Origin of the sequence: Paraflavitalea speifideaquila (assembly GCF_032395985.1) — a bacterium.
Classification (GTDB): Bacteria; Bacteroidota; Bacteroidia; order Chitinophagales; family Chitinophagaceae; genus Paraflavitalea; species Paraflavitalea speifideaquila.
The window spans coordinates 2,768,420-2,793,660 of sequence record NZ_CP135920.1 but is presented as its reverse complement, the minus strand read 5'-3'; the positions used below and the strand labels follow the sequence as shown (position 1 = coordinate 2,793,660).

The 25,241-nt window shown below is 46.3% G+C and carries 31 protein-coding genes and 4 pseudogenes; 12 read left to right on the top strand and 23 right to left on the bottom strand.

Going from position 1 to position 25,241, the window contains the following annotated elements; all coding sequences use genetic code 11:
• Positions 1–53: 53 nt before the first annotated feature.
• Together RS881_RS19145 and RS881_RS19140 are read right to left on the bottom strand one after the other, a co-directional pair.
• Positions 54–416 carry an FKBP-type peptidyl-prolyl cis-trans isomerase gene (locus RS881_RS19145; RefSeq protein ID WP_315822531.1) on the bottom strand — a complete coding sequence of 121 codons (363 nt, stop codon included), beginning with the start codon at positions 414–416 and terminating at the stop codon, positions 54–56.
• 60 nt (positions 417–476) lie between these two features.
• Positions 477–812 (bottom strand): hypothetical protein, encoded by a 336-nt coding sequence (locus tag RS881_RS19140; RefSeq protein WP_315822530.1) that lies wholly within the window; start codon positions 810–812, stop codon positions 477–479.
• Positions 813–940: 128 nt separating this feature from the next.
• On the opposite strand from RS881_RS19140, the gene RS881_RS19135 reads away from it, so the two are divergent.
• The 4 genes and pseudogenes from RS881_RS19135 to RS881_RS59675 all read left to right on the top strand — a co-directional run bounded on the left by RS881_RS19135 (position 941) and on the right by RS881_RS59675 (position 2,379).
• Positions 941–1,408, top strand: a complete 468-nt coding sequence (locus RS881_RS19135) for a hypothetical protein (protein WP_315822529.1) — start codon at positions 941–943, stop codon at positions 1,406–1,408.
• A 40-nt stretch (positions 1,409–1,448) separates the two neighbouring features.
• Positions 1,449–1,718, top strand: coding sequence for a hypothetical protein (locus RS881_RS19130; protein ID WP_315822528.1), 270 nt, complete (start codon positions 1,449–1,451; stop codon positions 1,716–1,718).
• On the top strand, positions 1,715–1,870 hold the full coding sequence (locus RS881_RS19125; protein ID WP_315822527.1) for a hypothetical protein: 156 nt from the start codon (positions 1,715–1,717) through the stop codon (positions 1,868–1,870). The genes RS881_RS19130 and RS881_RS19125 overlap by 4 nt, the downstream gene beginning before the upstream one ends.
• A 3-nt stretch (positions 1,871–1,873) precedes the next feature.
• Positions 1,874–2,379 (top strand): annotated as a pseudogene (locus RS881_RS59675) (cupin domain-containing protein).
• 77 nt (positions 2,380–2,456) lie between these two features.
• On the opposite strand, the gene RS881_RS59670 reads toward RS881_RS59675, so the two are convergent.
• From RS881_RS59670 to RS881_RS19105, 3 genes are read right to left on the bottom strand one after another with little or no spacing between them, the layout of a single operon-like run.
• Entirely contained in the window at positions 2,457–3,254 is a 798-nt protein-coding gene (locus tag RS881_RS59670; RefSeq protein ID WP_350340141.1) for an APC family permease, read from the bottom strand.
• A 43-nt stretch (positions 3,255–3,297) separates the two neighbouring features.
• On the bottom strand, positions 3,298–3,858 hold the full coding sequence (locus RS881_RS59665) for an APC family permease (RefSeq protein ID WP_350340140.1): 561 nt from the start codon (positions 3,856–3,858) through the stop codon (positions 3,298–3,300).
• Positions 3,859–3,901: 43 nt separating this feature from the next.
• Positions 3,902–4,993, bottom strand: a complete 1,092-nt coding sequence (locus tag RS881_RS19105; protein ID WP_315822524.1) for an aromatic ring-hydroxylating oxygenase subunit alpha — start codon at positions 4,991–4,993, stop codon at positions 3,902–3,904.
• Between the two features lie 45 nt (positions 4,994–5,038).
• Between RS881_RS19105 and RS881_RS59660 the strand changes: the two are divergent.
• Positions 5,039–5,661: pseudogene (locus RS881_RS59660) on the top strand (3-keto-alpha-glucoside-1,2-lyase-like domain-containing protein).
• 315 nt (positions 5,662–5,976) lie between these two features.
• Here RS881_RS59660 and RS881_RS19090 read toward each other — a convergent pair.
• The 8 genes from RS881_RS19090 to RS881_RS19055 form a co-directional block, all read right to left on the bottom strand.
• Positions 5,977–6,267 (bottom strand): hypothetical protein, encoded by a 291-nt coding sequence (locus RS881_RS19090; protein WP_315822522.1) that lies wholly within the window; start codon positions 6,265–6,267, stop codon positions 5,977–5,979.
• The gene (locus tag RS881_RS19085; protein WP_315822521.1) at positions 6,258–6,623 is read right to left on the bottom strand and encodes a hypothetical protein; all 366 of its coding nucleotides are present in this window, start codon (positions 6,621–6,623) and stop codon (positions 6,258–6,260) included. Before RS881_RS19085 ends, RS881_RS19090 begins: the two co-directional genes overlap by 10 nt.
• 150 nt (positions 6,624–6,773) lie before the next feature.
• A complete protein-coding gene (locus RS881_RS19080; RefSeq protein WP_315822520.1) occupies positions 6,774–7,367 on the bottom strand; it encodes a YARHG domain-containing protein in 594 nt (197 codons plus the stop codon).
• Positions 7,368–7,676: 309 nt separating this feature from the next.
• Positions 7,677–9,884 carry an ABC transporter permease gene (locus RS881_RS19075; protein WP_315822519.1) on the bottom strand — a complete coding sequence of 736 codons (2,208 nt, stop codon included), beginning with the start codon at positions 9,882–9,884 and terminating at the stop codon, positions 7,677–7,679.
• On the bottom strand, positions 9,857–10,108 hold the full coding sequence (locus RS881_RS19070) for an ABC transporter permease (RefSeq protein ID WP_315822518.1): 252 nt from the start codon (positions 10,106–10,108) through the stop codon (positions 9,857–9,859). Before RS881_RS19070 ends, RS881_RS19075 begins: the two co-directional genes overlap by 28 nt.
• A gap of 148 nt (positions 10,109–10,256) precedes the next feature.
• Positions 10,257–10,781 (bottom strand): acetyltransferase domain-containing protein, encoded by a 525-nt coding sequence (locus tag RS881_RS19065; RefSeq protein WP_315822517.1) that lies wholly within the window; start codon positions 10,779–10,781, stop codon positions 10,257–10,259.
• A complete protein-coding gene (locus tag RS881_RS19060; protein ID WP_315822516.1) occupies positions 10,736–11,194 on the bottom strand; it encodes an acetyltransferase domain-containing protein in 459 nt (152 codons plus the stop codon). Before RS881_RS19060 ends, RS881_RS19065 begins: the two co-directional genes overlap by 46 nt.
• Positions 11,175–11,477, bottom strand: coding sequence for an acetyltransferase domain-containing protein (locus RS881_RS19055; protein WP_315822515.1), 303 nt, complete (start codon positions 11,475–11,477; stop codon positions 11,175–11,177). Before RS881_RS19055 ends, RS881_RS19060 begins: the two co-directional genes overlap by 20 nt.
• Before the next feature lie 559 nt (positions 11,478–12,036).
• Here RS881_RS19055 and RS881_RS19050 point away from each other — a divergent pair.
• From RS881_RS19050 to RS881_RS59655, 7 genes and pseudogenes are all read left to right on the top strand, one after another.
• Positions 12,037–12,501 carry a carboxypeptidase-like regulatory domain-containing protein gene (locus tag RS881_RS19050; protein ID WP_315822514.1) on the top strand — a complete coding sequence of 155 codons (465 nt, stop codon included), beginning with the start codon at positions 12,037–12,039 and terminating at the stop codon, positions 12,499–12,501.
• The gene (locus RS881_RS19045) at positions 12,498–13,100 is read left to right on the top strand and encodes a TonB-dependent receptor (protein WP_315822513.1); all 603 of its coding nucleotides are present in this window, start codon (positions 12,498–12,500) and stop codon (positions 13,098–13,100) included. Before RS881_RS19050 ends, RS881_RS19045 begins: the two co-directional genes overlap by 4 nt.
• Before the next feature lie 197 nt (positions 13,101–13,297).
• Positions 13,298–14,080, top strand: coding sequence for a TonB-dependent receptor domain-containing protein (locus RS881_RS19040; protein WP_315822512.1), 783 nt, complete (start codon positions 13,298–13,300; stop codon positions 14,078–14,080).
• A gap of 191 nt (positions 14,081–14,271) precedes the next feature.
• On the top strand, positions 14,272–14,796 hold the full coding sequence (locus tag RS881_RS19035; RefSeq protein ID WP_315822511.1) for a hypothetical protein: 525 nt from the start codon (positions 14,272–14,274) through the stop codon (positions 14,794–14,796).
• Between the two features lie 166 nt (positions 14,797–14,962).
• Positions 14,963–15,139, top strand: coding sequence for a hypothetical protein (locus tag RS881_RS19030; protein WP_315822510.1), 177 nt, complete (start codon positions 14,963–14,965; stop codon positions 15,137–15,139).
• A gap of 29 nt (positions 15,140–15,168) precedes the next feature.
• A complete protein-coding gene (locus RS881_RS19025; RefSeq protein ID WP_315822509.1) occupies positions 15,169–16,005 on the top strand; it encodes a DUF4876 domain-containing protein in 837 nt (278 codons plus the stop codon).
• Positions 16,006–16,008: 3 nt separating this feature from the next.
• A pseudogene (locus RS881_RS59655) lies at positions 16,009–17,536 on the top strand (DUF6850 family outer membrane beta-barrel protein).
• A 1,488-nt stretch (positions 17,537–19,024) separates the two neighbouring features.
• Here the strand turns inward: RS881_RS59655 and RS881_RS19010 are convergent.
• From RS881_RS19010 to RS881_RS18970, 10 genes and pseudogenes are all read right to left on the bottom strand, one after another.
• Positions 19,025–19,381 (bottom strand): group II intron maturase-specific domain-containing protein, encoded by a 357-nt coding sequence (locus RS881_RS19010; RefSeq protein ID WP_315816028.1) that lies wholly within the window; start codon positions 19,379–19,381, stop codon positions 19,025–19,027.
• A complete protein-coding gene (locus RS881_RS19005) occupies positions 19,366–20,079 on the bottom strand; it encodes a reverse transcriptase domain-containing protein (protein WP_315822506.1) in 714 nt (237 codons plus the stop codon). Before RS881_RS19005 ends, RS881_RS19010 begins: the two co-directional genes overlap by 16 nt.
• Positions 20,058–20,321, bottom strand: coding sequence for a hypothetical protein (locus tag RS881_RS19000; protein WP_315822505.1), 264 nt, complete (start codon positions 20,319–20,321; stop codon positions 20,058–20,060). The genes RS881_RS19005 and RS881_RS19000 overlap by 22 nt, the downstream gene beginning before the upstream one ends.
• 1,155 nt (positions 20,322–21,476) lie before the next feature.
• Complete coding sequence (locus tag RS881_RS18995; protein ID WP_315822504.1) at positions 21,477–22,013, bottom strand: hypothetical protein; 537 nt, start codon at positions 22,011–22,013, stop codon at positions 21,477–21,479.
• Entirely contained in the window at positions 21,959–22,258 is a 300-nt protein-coding gene (locus tag RS881_RS59650) for a hypothetical protein (RefSeq protein ID WP_350340139.1), read from the bottom strand. Before RS881_RS59650 ends, RS881_RS18995 begins: the two co-directional genes overlap by 55 nt.
• Positions 22,259–22,442: 184 nt before the next feature.
• A complete protein-coding gene (locus RS881_RS18990; protein WP_315822503.1) occupies positions 22,443–22,631 on the bottom strand; it encodes a hypothetical protein in 189 nt (62 codons plus the stop codon).
• 744 nt (positions 22,632–23,375) lie between these two features.
• Positions 23,376–23,666, bottom strand: a complete 291-nt coding sequence (locus RS881_RS18985) for a tyrosine-type recombinase/integrase (RefSeq protein WP_315822502.1) — start codon at positions 23,664–23,666, stop codon at positions 23,376–23,378.
• Positions 23,618–24,232 carry a tyrosine-type recombinase/integrase gene (locus RS881_RS18980; RefSeq protein ID WP_315822501.1) on the bottom strand — a complete coding sequence of 205 codons (615 nt, stop codon included), beginning with the start codon at positions 24,230–24,232 and terminating at the stop codon, positions 23,618–23,620. The genes RS881_RS18985 and RS881_RS18980 overlap by 49 nt, the downstream gene beginning before the upstream one ends.
• Positions 24,229–24,794, bottom strand: a pseudogene (locus tag RS881_RS18975) (tyrosine-type recombinase/integrase). The gene RS881_RS18980 and the pseudogene RS881_RS18975 overlap by 4 nt, the downstream one beginning before the upstream one ends.
• The gene (locus RS881_RS18970; protein ID WP_315822499.1) at positions 24,782–25,123 is read right to left on the bottom strand and encodes a hypothetical protein; all 342 of its coding nucleotides are present in this window, start codon (positions 25,121–25,123) and stop codon (positions 24,782–24,784) included. The pseudogene RS881_RS18975 and the gene RS881_RS18970 overlap by 13 nt, the downstream one beginning before the upstream one ends.
• Positions 25,124–25,241 lie beyond the last annotated feature (118 nt).

The window sequence follows — 25,241 nt, the reverse complement described above, 5'->3', positions numbered from 1 at the left end:
ACCCACTTTTTTACCGTCCTTGCCATATGCGAGGGAGGGTGGCAGCCAGATCCTTATTTTTCCCCCACCTTGATCATTGGCAGGGTAATACGCCAGCCTTCGAGCATTAATTTCAGGCTAAGTACTGTATGGTCATCCCGCTCTACCTCAGTTCCATTGGTGAGCTTGCCGGTAAACCCTACTTTAATGGAGGAACAAATAGCGGGACTGATACCTGTACCTTCTTGTATTACCTGGTAATAGAGGCCGCTGGAGTGTTTGGTAGCGCTGATGCCATAGGAAGTCAGGTAGTCGGCCAATGTCATCTGCTCTGGGGCAGGCGCTGTAATATCGCGTGGTACGCAGTCATTCTTATCTTTAAAACAATTAGCCATCAGGCATGCTACACAAAACAGGCACAAGGCGATTTTCCGCATAATTGTTTTTTGCAGTGATGAGTTTGTTAAAAGACAGCGGTACCAGGATGATAGCTGCACTTAGGCTTTTGCCTCTTTCTCCTCCAGTTCCTGCCGGGCTTTCAATTGCCGGTAGTACTGCTCTTTCTGGTCCCATTGATGCCGCTTGTAAAAGATAGAAACAAAAACTGTAATTACAAATACTGCAATGATCAAAACATAGGGATTCATCATGGTATTCATGGCCATATCGGCTCTTTTGTACCATAGCTTACCCGTAAAAATAATGGCCAGTACAGGCAGGGAAAAGATAAGTCCCATTGGGATGCCCGCCAGCAATTGTGTTTGCCATTTTTGGTCCCTCAGGCGGTTGGCCTCCCAATATTGGATAAACTGTTTTTCCCGATCATTCAGCATATAAGGAATTTAAACATGGTATAAAAAGGGATTTCCTACTACAAAGGTCTTGCAAAAATAGCATACCTGGCTGCATATTACTTGCATACCAATAATTTATGATTAACTTGTGCGAAATCAGCAATACCTTGAAATTAGCTATCCTTTTAGCCCAGTACTTTTATCAGCACAAGCAATTGAACCTGCCATCGATTGGTTCTTTTAGTCTCGATGCAGCTGTAACGGTGCCCGACCAGAATGATAAGAATTTCCGTGAATTCCTCAAATATGTACAGTTCAAACAGCAGCCCATTGCCAAAGCGGATGAAACGCTGATCGATTTTATCCGTGCGCATACGGGCAAGATCAAGCCATTGGCAGAATCGGACCTGGAATCCTACCTGGCGGATGGTAAGCTCCTGCTCAATATTGGCAAGCCTTTCCATATTGAGGGGATTGGCACGCTCCACAAGAATAAGTTGGGTATTTATGAATTCATTGCCGGTGAACCAAGCCTGGAACGCATGGAGATCGTGAATGAGCCCAAAGAGGTAGAAAGAGAAAGGCAGTCGCCCCCAAGGCATCTAAAAGAAATCGGCTTTCGACGAAAGTTATAGCCGTATAGAAGCTCATAATGTTCGCCGCAAAAGATTGTTGGTGGGTACGCTGGTCATGATTGCCCTGGCTGTAATTGTATGGGGAGGTTATGTGTTATACAACAACAATGATGGCAAGGAACTCACCACCCCTACTCAGGTACCAGTCGATACCCAGGTGGTAGTACCCGACACCACGGCTAAAAAGCCAGTTGATTCCATTGCAGCGCCTTCTACAGCCGGCGCGCCGGCAGGCAGTTATAAATTCATTTTTGAAACCACTACAAAAAAGCCAGGGCGCTTAAACGGCATGCTTTCCTATTGCCTTTGAACAAGGACATTAAACTGGAAACAACTGATTCCATTACCTTTAATATCAGCGTTATTTTAGCCGCCACACCGGCTGATACGATACGCCTCAAAGATTCGCTCAATGCCTGGTATTATGGCACCAAACCTGTTAAAGTACGTATAGAACCATAACCCATGCGTTCGACAGCCGAGTACTGGATCCAGCATTTGCAACTCACTGAACATATTGAAGGTGGTGCATTCCGCGAAGTATACCGTTCTCCTTTGCAGTTGCCGCCATCGGCCCTGCCCGCTACTTTTGGAGCGTCCCGCAATAGCAGCACCAGCATTTATTTCCTGCTCAAAGACAACCAGTTTTCCGCCTTTCACCGCATCAAAAGTGATGAAGGATGGCATTTTACTACGGTGATCCCTTGATCGTGTATGAATTGGAAAACAATGGTACCCTTACCCAGCACCTGTTGGGCAATGACCCGGAGCAAGGGCAACAATTTCAATGTACCATAAAGGCTGGCAACTGGTTTGCCTCCCGCGTGCAGCAGGGCGGCGCTTATTCCCTGGTAGGTTGTACTGTTTCGCCTGGGTTTGATTTTGCCGATTTTGAACTAGCTGATCGGGAATTACTGTCGGCAGCATATCCTGCTTATAGCAGTTTAATAGAAGAACTGACAAGAGTTTGAATACAGATCATTGATTATTTCGCTCATCGTCGATTAGCGGAAAGCATTTTCACGTTTCACTTCTCACGTCTCGCGTCTCACGTCTCTCCTTTCACGTCTTTCAATTGACGCTTAAAATACAAATACAACGGCACGCCGGGGGCTATAATGGCCAGCCCCAGTAAGGAGTTTACTACCGGCACCTCTGCTGCCCTGTACCGCGCGATATCATTCCATACGGTACTTACTACATAGAAAGCAGCAAAGGCGATAAAGAGTAAGGGCACAACGGGGTATCCCCAGGCTTTATAAGGCCGTGGATGATGGGGCATTTTTTTGCGTAGTACGAATATCCCAATGGCGCCAAACAAGTAAGCTACCCAGGCTGTGAAGGTGAACATATCGGCCAGCATATCGAAAGAACCACTCATGATGAGTACTGATGACCATACTCCATGCAACAACAGCGCATTTCCCGGGGTATGAAAACGCGGGTGCTTTTTACCTGTCCATGCAAAGAACAATCCGTCTTTTCCCATGGCATAGGTAACCCGCGATACTGCCATGGTATTGCCATTAATAGCGCCGAAGGTACAGATCACAATGAGGGCTGCTACAATAGCACTGCTGGTTTTACCCAACGCAATGGCAATTGCATCGGCAGCCACCAATGATGAACCGGCCATTTGATCGACCGGTAATACATACAGGTAAGCCTGATTTACCAATAGGTATACGCCAATACAGATAAACAAGCCGGTTACCAAACTGCGCGGGATATTTTTACCTGGCTGTTTGATCTCCCCGCCTACAAATGTGACATTGATCCAACCATCATAGGCCATGAATGCCCCGGTTAGGGCGGCTACCAAACCGCCCACCAGTTCCCAGTTCATTTTGGGTTGGGCTGAAGGTTGTACAAAGTGGGCTACTGACCCATTACCTGATAAAAACACCAAAGATCAGCAGTCCGATCACGCCCACTTTGATCAGGGTGGAAATAACCTGTAGTTTACCACTGGCCTTTACGCTGCGGTAGTTGACCAGGGAAAGTGCCGCTACCAGCAGGATGGCTACTAATTTTACTCCAATATTTTGTAAGGGGTATAAGGAACCCAATCCGGGAATATGTACTAGCCAGGCTTGTTCAACAGGCAGGGGTAAATGGGGTAACTGAAGAAAGTAATCTGCATATTGCGCGCACACGAAAGCGATAGCTGCAACTGAGGCCGAATTGATCACGGCAAAACCAGCCCATCCATACAAGAAGGCTACAAAGTCGCCATACATGTGCCGGAAGAATACATACAAGCCTCCTGTTTGCGGAAACATAGCTCCTACTTCGGCATAGATGAGTGCTCCAAATAAAGAGAAAATACCAGCAAGAATCCAGGTAATGGCCAGCCATAAGGGGAGGCCAGTTGCGCCGCCATGGCGGCAGGCTTCATAAAGACGCCTGACCCAATGATACTGCCTACAATAATGGCTGTAGCTGTCCAATAGCCAAGTGAACGCTGCCCCGGTATACTATCTGCTGAATGCTTCATGCTTCAGAATCCATAAATGAAGCAATTATGCGATGAAAATGATGTGTACCCTGCTCCCGCGTTACTGAATACCTGCCATGTTGGTAAAAGCGTGAACGCACGCCTTTCTGTACGGCCTCTACCACTTCTTCATCTTCCCTTTCTACTGTGTCCAGGTCGGCCCCTGCCCCGGTATTGAATTTATCTTCCTTCCATACATAAGTAAGAAAGGATACTTTACATTGATGAAGTGATAAAGGCTGCACTATATTGATGCTAAGTCCCCAGGGATAGAAATTGAACATCATATTGGGAAATACAAAGAAATAATAGGCTGCTACTTTTTTGCCATAGTCGGGCGAACTTTCAGGCAGCTCAAAACAATCTTCATCCTCTTTTGCAATGCCCAGTTGCAGGTTGGAATAGGTAAAAAGTTCGGTGGTATAGTTGCCAAAGTCGATTACGGCATTGAGTCCTGCATGTACAAAAGGAATATGAAACCCTTCGAGGTAATTTTCACAGTACAAGGCCCAATGGGCCTGAACAATATAATCTTTGGAGAGTTGTGGTTGATACACGAAATCCTGTACGGGCAGCCAGGCGACCCGGTTCATCATATCCTGCAGGTAGGGCTGCATGGCTGAACCTTGTTGCAGGGAAGCAAATAACCAGGGCCCCCATTGAAATAGTGGCAGCTGGCTAAGGTCGTCATCGGCGGTAGGAAAGTTTTCTACTTCCTTGAATTCGGGCATGGAATGAAATCGCCCATCCAATTTAAACAAACGCCCATGATAGCGGCAACGCAGCTGGGCTACTTTACAAGGTTCATGCACTACAATGGTGCCCCGGTGTGTGCATACATTGCTAAGGCAGTGCAGCTTATTTTCTTTGTCTTTGGTGAGTACCAGGGGCTCATGGAGGTAATTTTCCAATAAGGTAAAGGGATGGCATTGGCCCGGTTCATGTACTACACCTGCATCGCCAATGAATTGCCAGGAAGGTGCAAAGATTGTTGTTTTGGTCTTTTCATATACTGCCGGGTCCACATAAAAATCTGTGTGCAGTGTTTTGGCTTTGGCAATCTGCGGGTCAACAAAAAAGCGGGACATGTTGAAACGATTGTATCAGTAAGATAAGAAAGAGTTGAAGTAAAAATGGTATCTTCCCCAATAAATCTGTATACAGTGAAATATTTATTGTACCTCTTCCTTTTTGTTACCCCTGTTGTTACGCTTGCCCAGAAAACCAAGCGTCTTTTTAATGGCAAGGACCTCACCGGCTGGACGATCCATGGCACTGAAAAATGGTACGTTGACAAGGGCGAGCTGGTTTGTGAAAGTGGCCCCGACAAACAATACGGGTATCTTTCTACCAATAGCAAATACAAGAATTTTGAGCTCACTCTCAATTCAAGCAGGAGGCCAATGGCAATAGCGGCGTATTTTTCCGTTCATCTATTGAAGGGGTAAAGATCAGCGGCTGGCAGGTGGAAGTAGCCCCTCTTAACAGCCACACGGGGGGTATTTATGAATCTTATGGCCGTGGCTGGCTGATTCAGCCCAAAAAAGAAGATGAGCAATGGTTAAAACCCGGCGAATGGAATGAATTGCGGATAAAAGTAGTGGCTGGAGAGGTAACCACCTGGCTTAATGGCCACCAAATGGTCTATTTCAAGGATGATAAAATTGCGGGGGCTGATGGATTCATTGCCCTGCAGATCCATGATGGCGGCGGTATTAAAGTTCGCTGGAAAAAACTCCGTATAAAATCTTTATAAGGATTTGGTTTAATTTTTGCTAATATTGTACCCGGGACAGGATAACTACCCTTCACGAACATGGCGCCTGTCCCGTTCAGCTATTGCATTGTCTATCACCTTCCCTATGCAACCCTCCCCGCCTTTACACCGTCATTTATAGAGTTTTTATCCATACCCTCTCCTTTTTATCTCTGCAACCCGTTTTTATCCGTAAAAAGAGCCTTTGGCTGTTGAAGTCAAAGGATTTGATCAGGTACCGGGGGCATTGTATGCCCAATCTTTTTGAAGATGCTGCCGGGCTGTTGCAAGATAGCCTGGCGGTATTTTCAATGTCTATTGCAGCAGCTCATTGTAGCGCGTAATGATCTTAACAAAATCTTCAGCTTTGTCCATCCGGAATGATTGCTGTGCAACAAATTCCTTCAGTTGTCCGGGATGTGCAGGCAATTTTTTCAGCAGTTCTTCTTTGTCTTTGGGCAGGTTGGTCATGACCCCATCCTGCAGCAGGTAATAATATTCCTCATCTTCCAGCCGGCTGTGATTGTTGGTACTGACCATTTGTTTTTCTTCGACCAGCACTTTTGTAACCAGTTTTAGTAAAACGGCCTTACCTCCTACCAGCACCTGGTAATAGGTATCGGGGGTATATTTATCAATAGGAGGATACCCTTTCCGGAAAAGTAAGGAGTCTTTATTCTTACGGGAGGGGTGTACAACACAAATTCTTTTACCTGGCTTTCTGCAGCAAAGGCATTGCCTTCAAATTGAAGCATCAAACGGTTACGGGCACAATCAAAGCGCAGTTTGAATTGCTTTACGACCCGGCCGCTTTTAAAAAACACGACCCCATCCACCCAGTCTTTGAACAAGTAGGGATTGCCGGAAGCGTTGGAGATTTGGTCATCGCTAATCGAAGATTCAGGGTCTTGGGCCAATCCCTGCTGCGCCACCAGTAAGAGGCACCAAAGCAGATATTTCATGGCAAATGGTTTATGTTAATAAGGTACGAATTCTTTGCGGAAGTTGGGACAACCATTCTACGAAAGGTCATTTCCGCAGATAACATCACCCAAATCACCTGACGCTATGTAAAACATGTAATTATACCTAGAGACATTGGGTAAACGCCCTCATTCTTTTTCAAACCGTTGTATTTTGGCAATATTTTTCCGTTCGATCTCATTCAGTAAATGCATTACGTTATCCAATCCAGGCCGGTACCAATCCTGCTTCCTGAAATACATATCTATTTTACCACCCTTTACGAAACGCATGCCATAACGGGCAAAGATCTCATTGCGCATCAACTGCAACTCCTCCTTACTTTTCAATTTGAACCAGGCATCCTCCATCAGCTTATACGACAGTTGCGGGTATTTCCCATCCACAAGTTCATCCAATCTCGTAGGATCCTTAAAACCCATTTCGGCCGTATCACCTGGCGTATATAAATTATCTTTCTGGTTGGTAAGTATCAATGCTTGTTGGGGCTTTTGTCCCGGCTCTAGGTAAATCGTAAAAATGCCTTGCAGCGCCCCCGCCTTGAATCGCCCATTCTTCAACTCCACCGTATCATAGGTATCGATATCCCTTACCCAGGTTTGCTCACCCTCCTTCGTTTCGCCCCAATGACCAGCAAAGCTTTGCATGATCAGGCGCGTATCGACTTTCATGACGATCAACGACCACTCCGATTCCGATTCCCCGAAATGATAACTACCCACATACTCCTGCAGGTTGTTAGTGGTCCAAAACTTAATATCTTTTACATTGATCGGGTCTTCCCCCAGGCTTTAAAGATGTACTTGGGCGTTTGCGACCAGGATACATTCGACAGGAGTAATCCTAGAACAAAAATGGTATATTTCATATCCTTATTAATTCAATTTGATGGTACAGCAATTGGTGAAATTGAATTCAGGCCGTAATATAATACTCCCGGAGTTCAATACAATAACCTATTCAGATAGGCCCATAAAAAGCCCCGGGCAAAAGCTCCAGGGCTGTACTAAATAGTAAACAAAACAAAATTTTTATTCGCTGCGCAAACTCTTAATTGGATTGGCCAGCGCGGCTTTTACTGCCTGGAAACATACTGTAATGATGGCTATCAGCAATATTGCCAGTCCCGCCATCACAAATACATCCCAGGTAATGCTGATACGATAGGTATAATCTTCCAGCCATTTCTGCATCAGGAACCAGCCCAGTGGCACAGCAATGACCAGGGAGATCAGGATGAGCTTTAGGAAATTATTGACCAGCAGCATGAACAAGCCCGAAATGGAAGCGCCCAACACTTTGCGGATACTAATTTCTTTATTACGTTGTTCGGCCATGAAAGCTGCCAGGGCAAATAAACCCAGGCAGGCCACTATAATGGCCAATACAGCAAAACAGGTAAAGATGAGGCCCGTACGTTGCAGGTCGGCATACATATTGGAAAAGCTTTCATCCAGGAAGGTAAACCGGATGGGTTGATTGGGTGCAAAACCTTTCCAAATACCGCCAATTGCAGCCAATGCCTGCTTCACCTCCCCTGCCTTAATTTTCACCGACACGATATCATTGCTGCGTCCCAGTGTTAAACAAAGCGGCTCCACCTTTTGCTTCATGGTTTCAAAGTTGAAATCTTCCACGATCCCTATCACGGTGAGGTGCTGCCAACCATTGGTGATCATTTTCCCAACCGGGTTGGGATAACCAATGGCTTTGGCCATGGCCTGGTTGATAATGGCGGTTTGTGTATCGGTAGGCAGCTGGCTCGAAAAATTTCTGCCCGCCACCAGTTTCATGCCCAATGCAGGGATATAACTATCATCGACATACCATTTCTGTCCTCCTACAAAAGCTTCCTCCCTGGTTTTCCCTTCTTTCCAAAAGGAATTTCCATCCCGCTTGGTGCCTGCTACGGGCAGGTAACCACTTACGGTTACATTTTTTCCCTGCGGCAATTTCAATAGCTCGGTTTTAAGCACATCTGTTTGCCTGCCTAGTGTATTGGTACCTTGTATCATTACCACCTGGTCTTTTTCAAAACCAATCTTGCTATTGAGGACATACTGCATTTGCCGGTAAATGATGAGCGTGCCAATGAGCAGAATAATAGAAGTTGTAAACTGGAAAACCACCAGGGTACTGCGCAGGCCTGAATTTTTACTTCCACGGCTTAACTGTCCTTTCAATACCTGGATGGGCTTAAAGGCGGATAAATAAAAAGAAGGATACAAGCCGGCCAGGATGCCAATGAACAAGGCTGCAGCAATAAACAGTGGGATCATCCACCACTCTGTAAGCGGCGCACTCAAGGCCTTACCCGCCATTTTATTAAAGAAGGGCAAACCAGTCCAGGCCAGTATTAAACCAATTACAAATGCACAACAACTGTATAAGATCGACTCAACCAGGAATTGTTTAATAAGGCCACTGCGTTGTGAACCGATCACTTTACGCAAGCCCACCTCTTTAGCCCTATTGGCGCTTCTGGCGGTGGAGAGATTTAAAAAATTGATACAGGCTATCAGTAGAATAAAACAGGCAATGGCTGCATACATCCACACAAAACGGATATCCCCGCGCGGCTCCCAATCCCACATATCATACGACTTCAAATGAATATCCCGGATGGGCTGCATGTACAACCGCAGTTTGCTCAGTTGTTCCGCCGCATTTACCTTGCCGGCCGTATTCATGGCGGTCAAATAATACTTTTGAATAATGCCGGCATTCCCCTTCTTTTCAAATGCTTTTATATCCGTACCGGGCTTCAGTTGCAGATAAGTGCTGTAATTGCTGGCCATCCAGTTATTTTGCTCGCCATCCCATAAAGACACTCCCGTGAGGGTAAGTAAATAATCATACTGCAGATGTGAGGTGGTGGGCCAGTTTTCCAATACGCCGCCAATTTTATAGGGCCGTTTTTGATCATTGTTTAAAAACATGATCTTGCCTACCGGGTCCTGACGGGGAAAGAATTTATCGGCTTTGCGCCGGGTGATCACCATGATATTGGGTTCCGCCAACGCCGATGAGCGGTTACCATATACCATTGGCAATTGAAGAATATCCAACAATTCCTGGTCGGCATAAGCAAAACCTTCTTCGTACGTATTGTTCGGATCATCATTTCTCCGAAGTTGGTTACTACCTGCCCCATCAAAGAGGTTACTGGGCATTAGCCGGCCAGCTTTTTCGACCTCGGGGAAATCATTTTTCATGGCCTTGGCAAAAGGGGCCGGCATACTGGGGCTTTTTCTTCTTTGCCCTTTTCCATATAACCAACAATGGCCCGGAAAATTTGCGGACCATTGGCGTATTCTGTATCATAATTCAGCTCATGCCTGATCAACAAGCCGATCAGCAAACAAGCCCCAATACCAATGGCAAACCCACCGATCTTGATAGCTGTGTACATCTTTTGCTTCGACATATTCCGAAAGGCAATGCGCAGATAGTGTAAGAACATATCATTTTATTTCAGTGAACAACATGGGTTCACGAAATATACCAAAGAGAATGCCTATCGCCATTAAGCTAAAGATCAGTCACTTACACAACACTTACAGCATGCCGGTGTTCGCTTATGATACAACCACTGTAACCATCCGGTCGGTTTACAAATAACTTAGCCACCAATGCTCTTTATGGTAAGTTTTGTACCGGTCGTACCACTTACAAAGTGGATACAGTAATACGACGACCAGGCCCCATACCAGGTAGGTAACTCCCAGTGAAAAGCCATATCCCTCCAATTGAGCTGAGGACCGGCCTGTCCATAGTGCATAATCCAGCACCATATCACGCCAAGGGTGACCGCTGAAGGTGGTAGCAAACATGGCCAGCAGGTGGGCCAGGTATAGATGCAGGATATAATAAAAGAGTGGTACCCTTCCGAAAACCGTTAGTTTTTGTCCCAGCCAACCGGGCTTTCTTTCTGTCCAGGCCAGAAAAAGTAATGCCGGCCCGATGGTTACCAGGAGATACAATAAGGAAGGAGGATATTTATTGATCTTCAGGAATGACAGGAAGGTAAGCAGGGGTGAAGATTGTGTACTCCAGGGATGTGGGTCACCATATACATTGATGGCCCGGATCAGGATAAACAAGGCGATCGATGAAAACCAAGTATCATTAACCATTTGCGCCTTTGTGCTGCCGGATAATTTTTCGTGTAGAGTGTTCCCAGACAGTAGCCCAGGGCCATTACGCCCACCCAGGGAATGATGGGATAGCCGACCAGCACCATAAAACCATTGTAGAAGAAAGGATGTTGTTCATGCAGCAGGGCCCAACCAAAGTTTTGCCAGGTATCACCTGATACACGGATACCATCCAGCAAATTATGACCTCCTACCATTAGCAAGCTTAGGGTCAGCAGCGCCCATCGCGGTAAATGGATCAAAGCTGCCAGTAAGATCATAGAAAACCCCAGTGCCCAGATCACGGTAAGATCTATTCCACGTCCTACAAAATTGAAATACCAGGCCCAATGTACGACGGTTAGCTCCAGCACAATAAGCCATACGCCTCTTTTAAGCAGGAAGGCGGACAATTCTTTTAGACTTGCGTTGACCGCTTAGGAAGGCAGAAATACCGGATAGGAACATGAATACGGGGGCGCAATAATGGGTGATCCAGCGGGTGAAGAAAAGGACGATATTGGTTTTGGTAAGATCAAGCGGGTCATTGACGAGGGCATCGGCATGAAAATAATCACGCACGTGATCCAGGGCCATAATGACCATGATAAGGCCCCGCAAGAGGTCGATGGACTCAATACGGGTAGTGACGGCTGCCCGTGGAGGGGCAGCCGCAGGAATGGCTATACTTTGCATGGCTATACTTTTAAGGATCTAAATATACAGACATTTTATCGGTACAATGCAAATAAAACAGAATTTTATTCTGAACAGTGTGCATATTACAGATTTTTATTCCAATCAACAACCCAGTTCTTGCGATAAATCCTGTTCGCACCTGATTGGCTGGTGCCAGGAAACTGTCGAAGCGGGTTGGACGACCTCCTTTGGACAAAGGTGAGTCACCCTGCAGCCCGGCACAACAGCGCGGCAGGGTGGATCTGGTGGGTGTCAATACATCACCCTACTTCATGCCGGGCCAATCATTTTTGTTTTATGCAACCAACAATAATGAATCAGGCACTACAACACCAACAACCTGCAAAAACATTCAAACACAGCTACCTAAGTGTCCATTTTCCGTTTTTCGTAAATGGTTTTTCCGTCTTCGCATACCCAAAGGAAGGATTAGATCTCACCTTCGCGGCCGGAATCAATTTGGTTAAAGGACAAAAAGGTATTTGGTATGCAGCCGTGCCCCACCCGGTTGTGTTCGTTTGCTATGAAGACTAGCCCCCTAAACAAAACAGGTATTGTGCTGACTGTATTGCTGCTCTGCGCGGTAGCTGCAGTAGCGCAACAATCCAGCGCATCCCTTTCCGGCCGGTTGCATGAAGCCAATGGGCTGTACAGCGCCAAGGCTGTTCTGGTGCAAGCACAAAGAGATGGCATCAGGTACAAGATCATCAGTGATACTACCGGCGGTTTCTCTTTTCGCCATCTTCCCACGGGTGTTTACCGTGTTAATATCCTGAGTCAGTTCTATACGACCAATACCAGGATCGTTCATCTTCGCAAAGACGAACATATTGATATGGTCATTGAAAAAGTGGCTACTGTACTGTCTGAAGTATACATTACGGCTTCCGAATCCAGGGGTATGACCAGCGCTTCTGTTATCGACCGCAAAGCGATGCAGCACCTGCAGCCCTCCAGTTTTACGGACCTGCTGGAACTGCTGCCGGGGGCAGGGCCAAAGACCCTAACCTCACCGGCATGAACCAGATCAGGCTACGTGAAGTGGGCGTCGATGCCAGCCGGTATGATATCACTTCATTGGGCACCTCCTTCCTGATCGATGGCAATCCCATTAATACCAGCGCCAACCTGCAAAGTACGGCCAACTATTCGCTAAGCAGTCCCAACGATTCACGCAATGCGGTCAACAAAGGGGTGGACATGCGCACGCTCTCCACTGACCAGATAGAAAAAGTAGAAATCGTGCGGGGCATTCCTTCTGTGGAATACGGCGACCTGACCAGCGGGCTGATCCAGATCACGCGCAAAAAGGCGCAACTCCTTATACCGCCCGTATCAAAAGTGATGGCTTCAGCAAACTGTTTTCGCTGGGCAAAAGGCTTCTATATTCCGTCTAAAAATATTACGCTGAATGTTGACTTCGGTTTCCTCGACGCGAAGGATGAGCCGACGAATAATTTTGAAACGTATAAGCGAATAAATGGCAGTCTGCGCCTGGAAAAAGCTGGAACAATAGCAGACGTGAACAGAAATGGAGTATCAGCCTGGATTATGCTGGCAATATTGACAATGAACGTGTTGATCCCGATAATGGGTTTGCACCTATTGACAAATACGTAAGCCGCAACAACAACTATGGTTTTAGCACCAGTCTCAAAAGGAATATCACTAAAGCAGGAGGAGGCATAAAATATTGGGAACTCACGGGCAGCATCAGTTATACCAACTCACCGCTGGATCAAACCAAATGGGTACAACCCAAATCGGCTGGCATCCGCTTCAATGCTATCACGGCTGGCGATCATGATTTGAGTTATATGGGTGGGGGTTATGCTTCTCAACTGCGGGTAGATGACCAACCGCTCAATGTCTTTTTCAAAGCGCTGACCAAGGTGGAATTCCATACGGCAGGGATCAGGCATGAAGCCAAGATAGGATTGGAAACCAGGTATAGCAGGAACCTGGGTGATGGACAAGTTTATGACCTCAATTTTCCACCCAATCCCGATGGCATTCCGGTACGTCCACGCGCCTTTAACAACATTCCCGGTATGCTCAACCAGGCCTTGTTTGCGGAAGACATGTTCACTTTCCATGTTGGGAATCACCCGGTGACAACGGCTGCAGGTATCCGGGCCATGAGTCTGCCGGGCATGAACAGCCGTTATACGATTGCCAACAAACCCTACATTGATCCCCGTATCAACGTCAGGTGGCAGCTACCACGCACGATGGTTGCCAACAGAACGATGATCATAACACTGGGTGGCGGATATGGTGTGCATACGAAGATGCCCACCCTGGATCAGCTATATCCCAATGACCAATACGAAGATATAGTTCAGCTTAACTTTTACCACAACAACCCCGCTTACCGCAAGGCGAATGCAGTAACGTATATAATTGATCGCCGCAACTTCGACCTGGCCCCAGCCATCAATTACAAATGGGAGGTCAACAGTGATATAGAATGGGCCGGTAACCGTTTTTCCATCACCTACTTTAAGGAACGAATGACCACCGGTTTCAGGGATATCGGTCATTACCAGACGCTGGCTTATAAAAATATGATAGTAAGTCTGTCGATGCGGCCAACCTGACGGCTCCTCCACAAACCAGCGATTTCTCCTATACCTCCGGCAACCGCTATTTTCCTTATAGTATACCCTCCAATGGAAGCCGGATCATCAAAGAGGGTATTGAATACCAGTTTACTTCCAAACGGATTAAAGGCATCAATACGCGGTTTACGGTTAATGGCGCCTGGTTCAATACTACGTATACGAATAGCATGCCTACCTACAAAACGCTTTCCAATCTACAGGTGGCCGAACAATATGTGGGGCAATTTGTGGCTACCTATGCAGAGGATGCCCAGTATAACTACCTGCGTCAACAACTCAACACCAACCTCATTATTGATAGCTACTTGCCCAAACTGGGCCTCATCATATCCACCTCCCTGCAAAATATATGGTTCCTCAGCCGGCAAAATGCTGTCGCTGCATCCCTGCCCACCAGCTATAAGGATATCAATGGGAATGTTTATCCCTATACCAAGGCCAGCCAGGACGACCCCATTCTGAAATTCTTCGACAGGGTGTATACCCCTGCTGACTTTTACAAATGGACGATCCCCATCGACCTGCAGGGCAATATTAAAATAACCAAAGAATTCAGGAAAGTAGCTGCCATTTCCATGTTTGTGAACAGGCTGTTTACCTATACGCCGGACTATACGAACAATGGAGTAAGGTATACAAGGCCCAGCTTCAGCAGCCCTTATTTCGGTATGGAACTAAACTTTAAATTTTAATCTATAGGTATATGCAACTATCCAAATTACTTGTATCGTTTCTCGCCGCAGGATTACTGATGGCGGGCATTGGCTGTAAAAAAGCGACCATTCCGTAAAAACATCCACCGTAAGCTTAACACTTACCACTCCTGCCAACCTGCAAGGCGCCACTACCTCCAACCTGGTGGTTAGTTTCCGGGAAGTGAACACCAATATTACTACTACACCTACCCTCACCGGTGCTGGTCCTTACACCATTACGTTGCCACAAGGATCGTATGAAGTGACGCTCGAAGGGGATATCAAATACACGGATGGAACGGAACAAAGCAGCAAAGTACGCGGGTACAAAAAGACGTAGCAGTAACAGGCGATAATACCACGATCACGTTGCCCCTCTTCCTGTACAATGCTACGGCCAAGTTTGTATTCAAAGAGATATTCTTCACCGGTACGGTTACCCCGGAAGGCAAGGCCTACAATGGTGATAAATATTTCATCCTGTACAACAACTCGGCCGACACGCTGTATGCTGACCGCTTACTCATTGCGGAGGCCGCTTTCTTAACCACTACCAAACGCCAATATTCGCCCGATATCATGGCCGAAACATTCTCTGCCGGATCCATCGTCATGATCCCCGGCACTGGCAAAGACTATCCTGTATATCCCGGCAAACAACTGGTGATCGCCAATAATGCGATCAACCATAAAGCTATCAACGCGAACTCAATGGACCTTAGCAAATCGGACTTTGAACTGACGCTGTTGCCTTCTATCAATGTCGACAATCCGCAGGTAACTGACCTGATCAACGTTACTTCTGCCATGACCATGCACAACCGGGGGTTTAAGACGTATGTAATTGCACGTATGCCCGCCGACATGACGGTAGATGGATATAAAACACAAAATACTTATCAGTATTCCTATCTCAATACAGCAGGCAATACGACCACGCTCACCGGATACAAGATCTCGAATAGCTGGGTTATGGATGCTGTTAATCTTTCTGTAGCATCGATCTTTGAGTGGATCCTGGTGGCGCCCTCACTGGATATGGGCTGGAGTTATTGCGGCAAGGTAGATTCGGACGCTACGCGCTACAACAAAGCGGTAAGGCGCAAGGAATTGTCTACCAATCCGGATGGCCGTGTGATCCTGAAAGACAACAACAATTCAACTGTAGATTTCGAGCCAGAGGTAAAACCCTCTTTAATGCCCTGATAAATGCGTTGGCAAAATAACATATCCTTACTCTTACTGATCCTGGGCATGCGTACAGCGGATGCCCAGGATTCTCTTTCAACAGGGTTGTTGAAAGAGCAACTTTCTCCTATTACCTCGCTGCGGGATGGCATTTATGCCAGCCCTTCCTTGCGGGCGTGGCAACGGCAATACAACTATGCGCAACTCGGGGTTTCCTTCCGTAATTATAACCAGGATCGCTACCTGCAGCAGGAAGGCAGCGGCCAACGGGTATTGACGCTTCATTCAGAAACCTACCTCCGGCAAAATGGCACTACTACTCTATGGGGCAATGCCACCTACCACAACCGCAAGTTAAAAAGGTACGGTTCAATGAAACCTCGGATTACCAACTGGTTTATCCTTATGTAACGAGTGACTCGGTAGGCGGCGACCTCAAAGCTGAAAGCTATGGCTTCCAGGCGGGACTGGCCAAGGGAGTTGGGCAATACCAATTGGGCCTGCAGGCTGGCTATAGGGGGAACAAACTTATCGCGACCGGGACCCCCGGCCCAAAAATACCAGTTCCACACTCGACCTCGTACTGTCAGCTTCCCGCCGGCTCAATAGCCGGTACGCTTTGGCATTGGACATTAATGGCACCAAGTACAATCAGAATAATTTACTGTCGTTCCTCAACGCCCTGGGTACGCCGATGGTTTACCAGGAAGCAGGTCTTGGCATGTACAATGAATTGTTGAAGGGTACAGAAAGCCAGGGCAAAGTCAACCAGGTTTATAAAGGGCTTGGCTATCGTATTGGGGTGCAATTGGCGCCGCTTCAATACCAGGGCTGGTTTGTTCGCGCAGGCTTTTCGCAGTTCAATATAGAAAAATTCAAAACCTCGATCATTGAGGCGCTCAGCACCAGCCGTAAGCAAAAGGTGATGGGCACTGTTGGTTACCTGAACGAAACCAGTAAGGGGCATTTCCTGGCGCAGGTACAGGGCAGCCTGGAGAAACGAGAAGGAATAGAAAGTAAGTTCATTTTACAATCAAGGGATTCCAACAATGTGGTCAGGTTGTACAAACTGGCCGACGAATTGCGTTATAGGCACAACTATACACGGTTGACGGCACGAACTGTTTATGGCCAAACAACCGGTTCCATTAGGTGGTATGGCGGCCTGGAAGCAGGCTACACCAATAGTAGTCAGCAATATGTACTACCCACCAGGGAATTATCTTATAGTCAATGGCAGGCAGGCATTGACCTCACGGCCATCCGATGCTTTCGTACTACCACGATAAGCCTGGTCCTACAGGTGCAAAAGCAACAAAACATTGACCATACGGGCTACTGGCCGGACCTGGCTACCGACCGGGCGCACTATTACATGCTCACGAGCAACCTGGCCTACCTGTCGGCCTCCCGCATGATCTATGGCGGTTGCCTGCGGGTAGATTTCCCGCTTACGGATAAGCTGGGCGGCACTGTACGCATTGATGGCGGACACGAAACGGGCATCGGCCGTACTGATTTCAGTGCTACGATGGCCGTAAGATTTTAAAGGCTAAACGGCATAAGGCTACTATGCGCTCCATAACGGACAGACCCAAAGGCCGACCCCGGTAATGGCTAAGTTTGCCTGCAAATCAAAGTTCCCTGATCAGGCAGTTTTTCCATCGCTGAATACTGCTGAACGTTTGAGGCTTTACGGAAGGCGCCTTCGGCAAAGCCCGGTGAGCTAGCAGTGCGGTGCAAAAAGACCACCCGATCAAAGAACTTTATAAAGCAGTTGCCCGCGGTGCAACTTATCTACATCCACTGTTGCCCTGGGTGGGAGGCGCCAGCTTCCCTGCCACTTGGTGCAAAAATGGGCTGTTTTTGTGTTTAGTGCTATTAGCATACTCTATCTATAGGGAAGGCATACTGAAGCTATAGAGAAGCTATACTGAAGGGTTATTGATTACTGATTATTGATTGCTCTGATCTTTGTAAATTCTTTACTGTTGTCTTCTGTGCTTTGCTTCTGGTCCTTATGCTTATCCTTTCTTTTCTTTTTCAGTAACACTGCAGGGCAAACGTACGACACTGGCCAGGCCATTTCCAAATGTGTTTTTGTCGTTTCGGCTATTTTATGTCGAAAGCGCTATAAATCGACGTAATTGACGTCGATTTATAGCCGAAACGACATAAACCGGCAATAGGGTATTGGAAACGGGTAGGTGGATGTTGTATGTTTGTAATCGCAGATAGAATCGCAGATTTAATCGCAGATTAAGGGATTAAAGTGATTTCGCGGATTGAATCGCAGATGCAAGGATTAAATGGATTTCGCGGATTATGAACTTTTGCTTCGTTGGATCGCTTTTGAGTGGTTTGGCGGAGTATACATAAAGAAGCTGATCGACTGTGTGGACGGGGCCCCTAAGCACGGTTGATGTATGAGGAGTGTTGTGCAACACGAATTGAGGCGTTTGGAATAGCTGTTAGCGGTTAAGCATTAGCTGTTAGCAGTCAGGTTTTAGGTACCAGCTACAGGCGGTTAGGTTTTAGCAGTTAGCCTTAAGGTCTTGTCATTAGCAGTTTGTTTGATGGCTACCGGCTGAGGGCTATTGCCACTGATTTTTGTTTTGCCGCTGTGATCCGTAAAGTGCTTTGGAGAGCCAGGCGCCGGGCACTAAAAAGGAACACAAGCAGCGGAATGAAAAGCAGGTTTTGGACGGAATGTAAACCGAGGGGCTTTAGCTGTTTGTATCTAATGGCTATGTAGTTTATTATTTAACGTTTAAAATGTATCATCGAAAATACAGGATATGAATTCCTGTTAGGATTTAATATTTCTATGAAGCGGCCCCGTTCGTAAGAGCGGGGCCATTTTTTATCGCAGATTAATGGATTTTAATGGATTTCGCATATGGAGTCGTGGATTAGAATCGCTGATTACGTAGATCATATACACGAATTATGGAGATAATCGAGTAGGTTGTGAGGGATTAATTCCCTCACAGACCTCTCACACCACCGTACGTACCGACCGGTATACGGCGGTTTGTCAGAATAACTTAGTTTGGTGAGTTGTTTTCCAGTAATAGTAGTTTGCGAACCCTACGTATCCATGCCTGACAAAGTATTCATTATTTAATGCCCTTGTCAATATTGGACTGTGTGCAATGCGGCAATAGCCCCTACGGCTATTTGACCACTCATAGGCTTTCCCAGGATTGATTCCCAGCCTTTTCAGGTTAATCCACCGCGTTTTTGGTCTTTTCCATTGTTTCCATATTCCCATCCTTAGACGCGTTCTTACCCATCTGTCCAGTTCCTCCATTCTGCTTTTGGCTTTGGCTATCCTAAAGTAGTTCACCCAACCAACGATTGTCGCCTCCATCTTCTTTATCTTGTCTTCCACTTTACCGGGGATTTACGCTGAGTTCGCTCTTTCATCTTTTCTTTAATCTTTCTCAGCGATTTGGGCGCAATACGTATTTGCCAGCCCTTTTCGCTTCGGTAAAAAGAAAAACCCAGTAGCGTACTGTCATTGGGGCGGCTGACTTTACTTTTTGTGCGGTTTACTTTTAACTTTAGCTTCTTTTCTATGAACTCTGTGATTGTAGTCAGCACTCGAGCCGCTGACTTTTCACTTTTCACATAGATGCTACAGTCATCTGCATATCGTACATACCGGTGGCCTCTTGCCTCTAACTCTTTGTCCAGTTCATTTAAAACAATGTTGCTCATCAGCGGTGATAACGGAGAACCTTGAGGAGTGCCTTCTTTGCGTTCTATCACTACTCCATTCTCCATTATTCCGCAGTTCAGGTACGCTCGCAGTAGCTTCAGTGTCCGCTTGTCCGTTATCTTTTGGGCCAGCGCCGACATTAACCGGTCGTGGTTCACCCGATCGAAAAACTTCTCCAGGTCCAGCTCTACTACCCATTCATTGCCGTCGTTCAGGCTGGTTTGAGCCTGATACACTGCCTGATGAGCACTGCGATTCTCTCTAAACCCATAGCTATAATTGGAGAACTCCGCTTCATACTGCGGACTCAACCACTGGGCTATTGACTGCGTAATTAGCCTGTCGATTACTGTAGGTATTCCCAACATCCTTTACCGCCTCCGTTTTCCTTGTCTATTTCTACTTTCTTCACTGCCTGGGGGCGGTACGTGCCTTCTAAAATACTAGTACGCAGTGTTTGCCAGTTGGTATTCAGGTAGTCGCGAAGTTCATCGGTCTGCATACCATCTATACCTCCAGCCCCTTTATTGGCAGTTACCTGCTTAAAGGCTTTTTGTACATTGCGGATATCTAATATTTCTTCCAGCATACTATTACTTAAAAAAATCATCCCAGCGTTATTCCCATTGGTTGCATGATGAGGCTCAACTCCTCCTGTGTTTTACTTTTAGCTTCCGGCTTATCCTCACACAGGTAGTTTTCTAATGTTCTTCTATTGTAATCGCCTCAATCATAAACGTCTTGTTCATTTTCGCCATTCTAACATTCGGCCCTTCGGTTTGGCTGTGAGTCTTCCGTCTTTGCCCTTTACGGGGAGATGGCTCGTTTCCTTCCTACTACGGCTTCGGCTGACTTCTGCTCTAAGCGAAGAATCGCCTGCAGACCTCCCGGGGTAAGTATATCCGCTTTCCGTTCATGTAGCCTCTGCATTTACGTTCTGACAGTCTGCACAGTGTAGGGTTTCTGTTTGTGTTGCAACATCACCCATGTCAGCCCGCCTTGTATGCAATTTCTGTTCGTAGGCTCGAACGTTTGCCGCCGGCTTCTTTCAGATTCCACCTCGCGATGGACACCCTTGCCCTTGGCTAATACTATGCACTGTAACACGTATTCGGGACTTTCACCCTAGAGCTGATATACATGCCCGGCACACAACAAAAGCCCCTCGCATTTGTGCGAGGGGCTCTATATTAAATCACTGATTGTTGTATAAATCCCGGCTACATTTATTCCTCAATTGCAAAGCAGTGAGTAGCAGGTTTATGATACTTCGCTTTAAACTGTCAAATTTGTTAGCCAAATTGCAAGTATCAATGGGACAACCATAATTAGCAGAACGTATAGAATATTTCTGTATGTAAAAACATTTCTTTCACCATTATGCTCTAAAATCTCATTCGACTTCCTTTTATAATATAATTGATATACAATAAAAACAACAAGAGAACTATCGGAAGTAAAACCAACCTATTAAAACCATATTTATTAGAGAAAACACCGACATTAAAACCCGTAACAAATCTGAGTATTGAATGAATCAGCCCTACATGTATAATGATTGCTAATCCGACCATAGATGCTGCCAAAAATGGAGATCTAAAGCCCTTCCGCCACTCAAAAAATCTATAAAAAAATAAAATATAAAATTGTACATACCTCTATTTGTCAAATAAGTTTTCTGTAATACTCTTTCCTGTTGTACTCGTTACTATTAAATCAGCAACAAAATAAGTTAAACCAATACCCCAACCAATAGGACCACTACCTAAAATAAAGGTCTGCGCAACTCCAATAGCCAAATCAGCGGTATGATGATTCTGCCATCCTTTTTAGATGTAAGTCCATCAACGATTGTTATACCTAAAGATGCCATACCTGCACCGGTAGAAATTTTGCCTGCAGCTGATGAAGTTCTACTTAGTCCATTTGCAGATTTAACAAGTCTAGTAAGGTCATCAGCATTGTCTAAATTTTGTTGCATTGCATTGGCAACCAATTTAAAACCTTGCTCAGCTCCTTGTTGAACAGCACCAACACCAGTGCCTGCCGCGCTTGCAGCTTTCCCAAGAGCTCCCAAATCAAATGCTGGAACTTCTTCAAACTTCCCTCCATCATGTAAAGCCCACGTTTGATTACCATTCTCGTTCGATTTATATACGGCTTCTTTTCCTAAATTTTCAGCACCTTTTCCACGAACTGTTTCTAATTGTTCCTTTGTCGTTTCTGAATTTACATTAACATCCCAGGTCACATGCGTCTTGCCATCTTTGGTTTTATATTTAACCCAGTCATCGGGAGCCATCCCATCGGGGTCAATAAAACGAATTGGATTATCAAATGCATAGTTATAAGGGAATGCCTCCGCATTTTATCCGCCATTGGATCCACAACATGCCACCTTCCAATCTGTACATCATACATCCTGGCGCCATAATCGTACCATTCCAACCCACTGCCATCACTGAACTCTTTCTCCTGTTTTTCTTTACCGTTGTATTCGTATTTATTATCCAGTTTGCCGATGGCTTTGGAACTTATCCCTGCCATTGTCAATCCAAAAGGATAGTAATCACTGTCCTCATTTTAATGCTTCTCCGGATTTTGGGGAAGCTGCTTTATAGGTTGTTCAAAGAACTGCTAACAGTCTCCAAAATATGATTTTTATTTTCAATTGAAAGAAAAAAATCCGGGTTGGAGGCCCGGATTGGTAAGCTGCAATCATTACTGATGATCAGCCTTGATCATTAATGTGCTGACCGAACTTAATAAGCACATCCTGTATGCTGCTGCCGACTACAATAATGCGGCTGCCGTATTCCTGCAGGAAGGCTTCTTCCTGCTCCGGCTGTACTTTCATAATGACGAGGTCGTCTGCACCTTCGGGATGGCCGGGTGTTTGTTTGATGATGTAAACGTTCATAATAATGGATTGATTGGTTAAAAATAAAAGGCAGCAAAAACTGCATAGCGACCAGCCATTGGCGGCGTGTGCGCAAGGCCAAAAGGAAACGGAATAAAAAAGAAGGCTTCTGTGGGTGAGGGCTGTGTTTTTATGCCGTAGTCTTTTGGCGGGTCCTGTGGGTGGGCACGCCGCAATATCTTTGCGTGGCAGTTTTATGCTGGTTGGATTGGACTTACTTCTTCTCTTTGAACTTCCTGCTTTACTCTCTTGTGTGTCGGCCCTGTACGGCTTTCCCGCTAAAGCAACCTGCGTTAGCCTTTGTGTGCAGGCTTGCTTTTAGCGGCGCTGCGGTGTTGGCTACTTAGCATAATGTGCCTATAGGATGGCGCTATCGGGCATGCTTGCATAAGGGCGGCCAGCGCCATGCGCAGCGAACCTATAGGAACACATTATGTTTAAGTAGCTTCCGCCGGTTTTTTGCTGGCGTGAGTGGCGCTGTGTGGCTTTGGGGCGCCACGGCTTTTTGTGTGCGCATCGGGATGCAGGGATGTACCGCCCGCAGGTACGAGGACGGATACATGGCTGCATGTGTTTAGCGACAAAAAGCATGACAGCAAAAACGGCGGCAACAACGCAGGGGCAGCGAGTGGGTTGGCCTTGTGTGTCAGGTCGCTGCCCGAGCCGTATCTGTGGGTGGGTCTGGCTTTGTTGGATGGTTTGAACTTTGTCCAGTTCTCCAGGGACAACTGGATTCGAACCGGTTCAACTCATGGGATGGTGTTGCTGTAACTCGTTTTGGAGGTCGTCCAGGTTGTTGAGCTGGTAACGTTGGGTGGAGCTTACATACTTATGCCCGGCCATGTATTGTACCTGCCGCAGGTTGTTTTGACGTAACCAGTGGGTGATAACACTGCTCCTGATCTGTTTGGCATTGATCACCTTTGGATTGAGTTGCCTGAGTTGATCGAACAGGTGTTTTACCCGGTTGTTGATGTTGCGTTCGCTTACTTCTTTTTTTTTCTTCCTTCTGTAAACAATGCTCCTTCCTTCCATTTGTTTTTGTCCAGGTATCGCTGTAATGCTATGACCTGGCTGGCATGAAGGGGTAGTATTCTTTCATTAGTTCTTTTGGTTCCCCTGATCTTTATTTTACCCTCTTTAAGCTGTATGTCTTTTTGTTCTATTCTTACCAGTTCTCCTACGGTTACTCCCTGGTAGACCAGTATGCCGAACATGATCTTTTTACTCTGGTCAACATTTAACTGTATGTTGTATTGTTTGTAGAGTTCTTCCAAGTCTTCTATGCTTAACAGGTTGGCGGGTAATTTTCTTACCAGCCCTTTGATGAACACACCAGCAGCCGGGTTATCTGTTCGCCTGCCTTCATAGATGAGGTAATTGCAGTAGTGACGTATTACACACAAGATATTGTGCAGGCTTCTTTGGGTAATACCCTGCTGTCGGCAGTGCCGCATAAAGTCTAACAGTTCATTGTAGGCAAAACTGTCTGCAATGGCTTCCTGTGCTGTCCAGGTTAAAAACCGTTCGATGTAACCCGTGTAACGGTCTACCGTTGCAGGGCTGTATCTTTTCTGTTGCAGGTATTCGGTAAAAGTCATGATGTTTCATTTGCAAGGTGAGTGTATATCTGTGTGCTGTCCAGGTCGCCATGCCCTAAGAATTCCTGTATCTTTTCGAGCTTCATACCGCTTTGCAGTAAGTGCGTAGCGATGCTGTGCCGCAGGGTATGGGTACCCACCTTCTTTTGATCTTTGCTTTCTTTACTAATTGCTTTATCCGAACGTACAGGCTTTGCTTTTGCATGGGGTGACCTTTATTGGCATCTATAAACAAGGATTCCGTTTTGTGTTCCTGCAGCAATAGCAGTCTTGCATAGTCAACGTACAGGCGCAGCTCTTCATAATTCTTCGCGGCGATGGGCACATACCTTTCCTTGTAATGCTTGCCTTTGCGGACGTGCAGCAGTTTGCGGTCGGCAACAATGTCTTTGAGCTCAAGATTGGCCCCTTCATTTAATCGTAACCCACAACCGTAATAGACGGCCAGCATGGCCCGGTCCCTTATCCCTAATACCGTATCACTGGTGGCTTCATAGAGGCGCTTTATTTCCCCTTTCGTGAGGAAGGCAGGCTTACCCCTTACTGCTTCTATTCGCTCCAATATAAAGCCCCTGTCGCTTCTGCCAGTCTCCCGGATATAACGACTGAACAGGTTGAGGGCTTGTATGTATTTGTTGAGGTGGGCGGAACTGAACGGTTTACCGGTACGCTCACCGGTCTTTCCTGCAGGTGCCCGATAAACTGGCTGGCGTCGGTAGCTTCCAGTTGGGTTAAGAAGGGTTTGTCGTTTTGCTCCTGGTAGTGCAGGAACGCCTGCAGGTGGCCGGGCAGCACCTGTATCGTGCCACCGGAATAGTTGAGTAACTGTAACCATTCTTTGTACGCCTGGTGCAATAAAAGGTACTCACTGCTTTGCAATGTCTTTTTCATGATAATAATTTTTTTGCTAATAGTCTTTCCGGATGAACTACTGAACCACTGGCAGTAAATGCAGGATTGATCTGTGTTTGAGTGGTTCATTTGGGTTCAGTGAACCACTACTGAACCA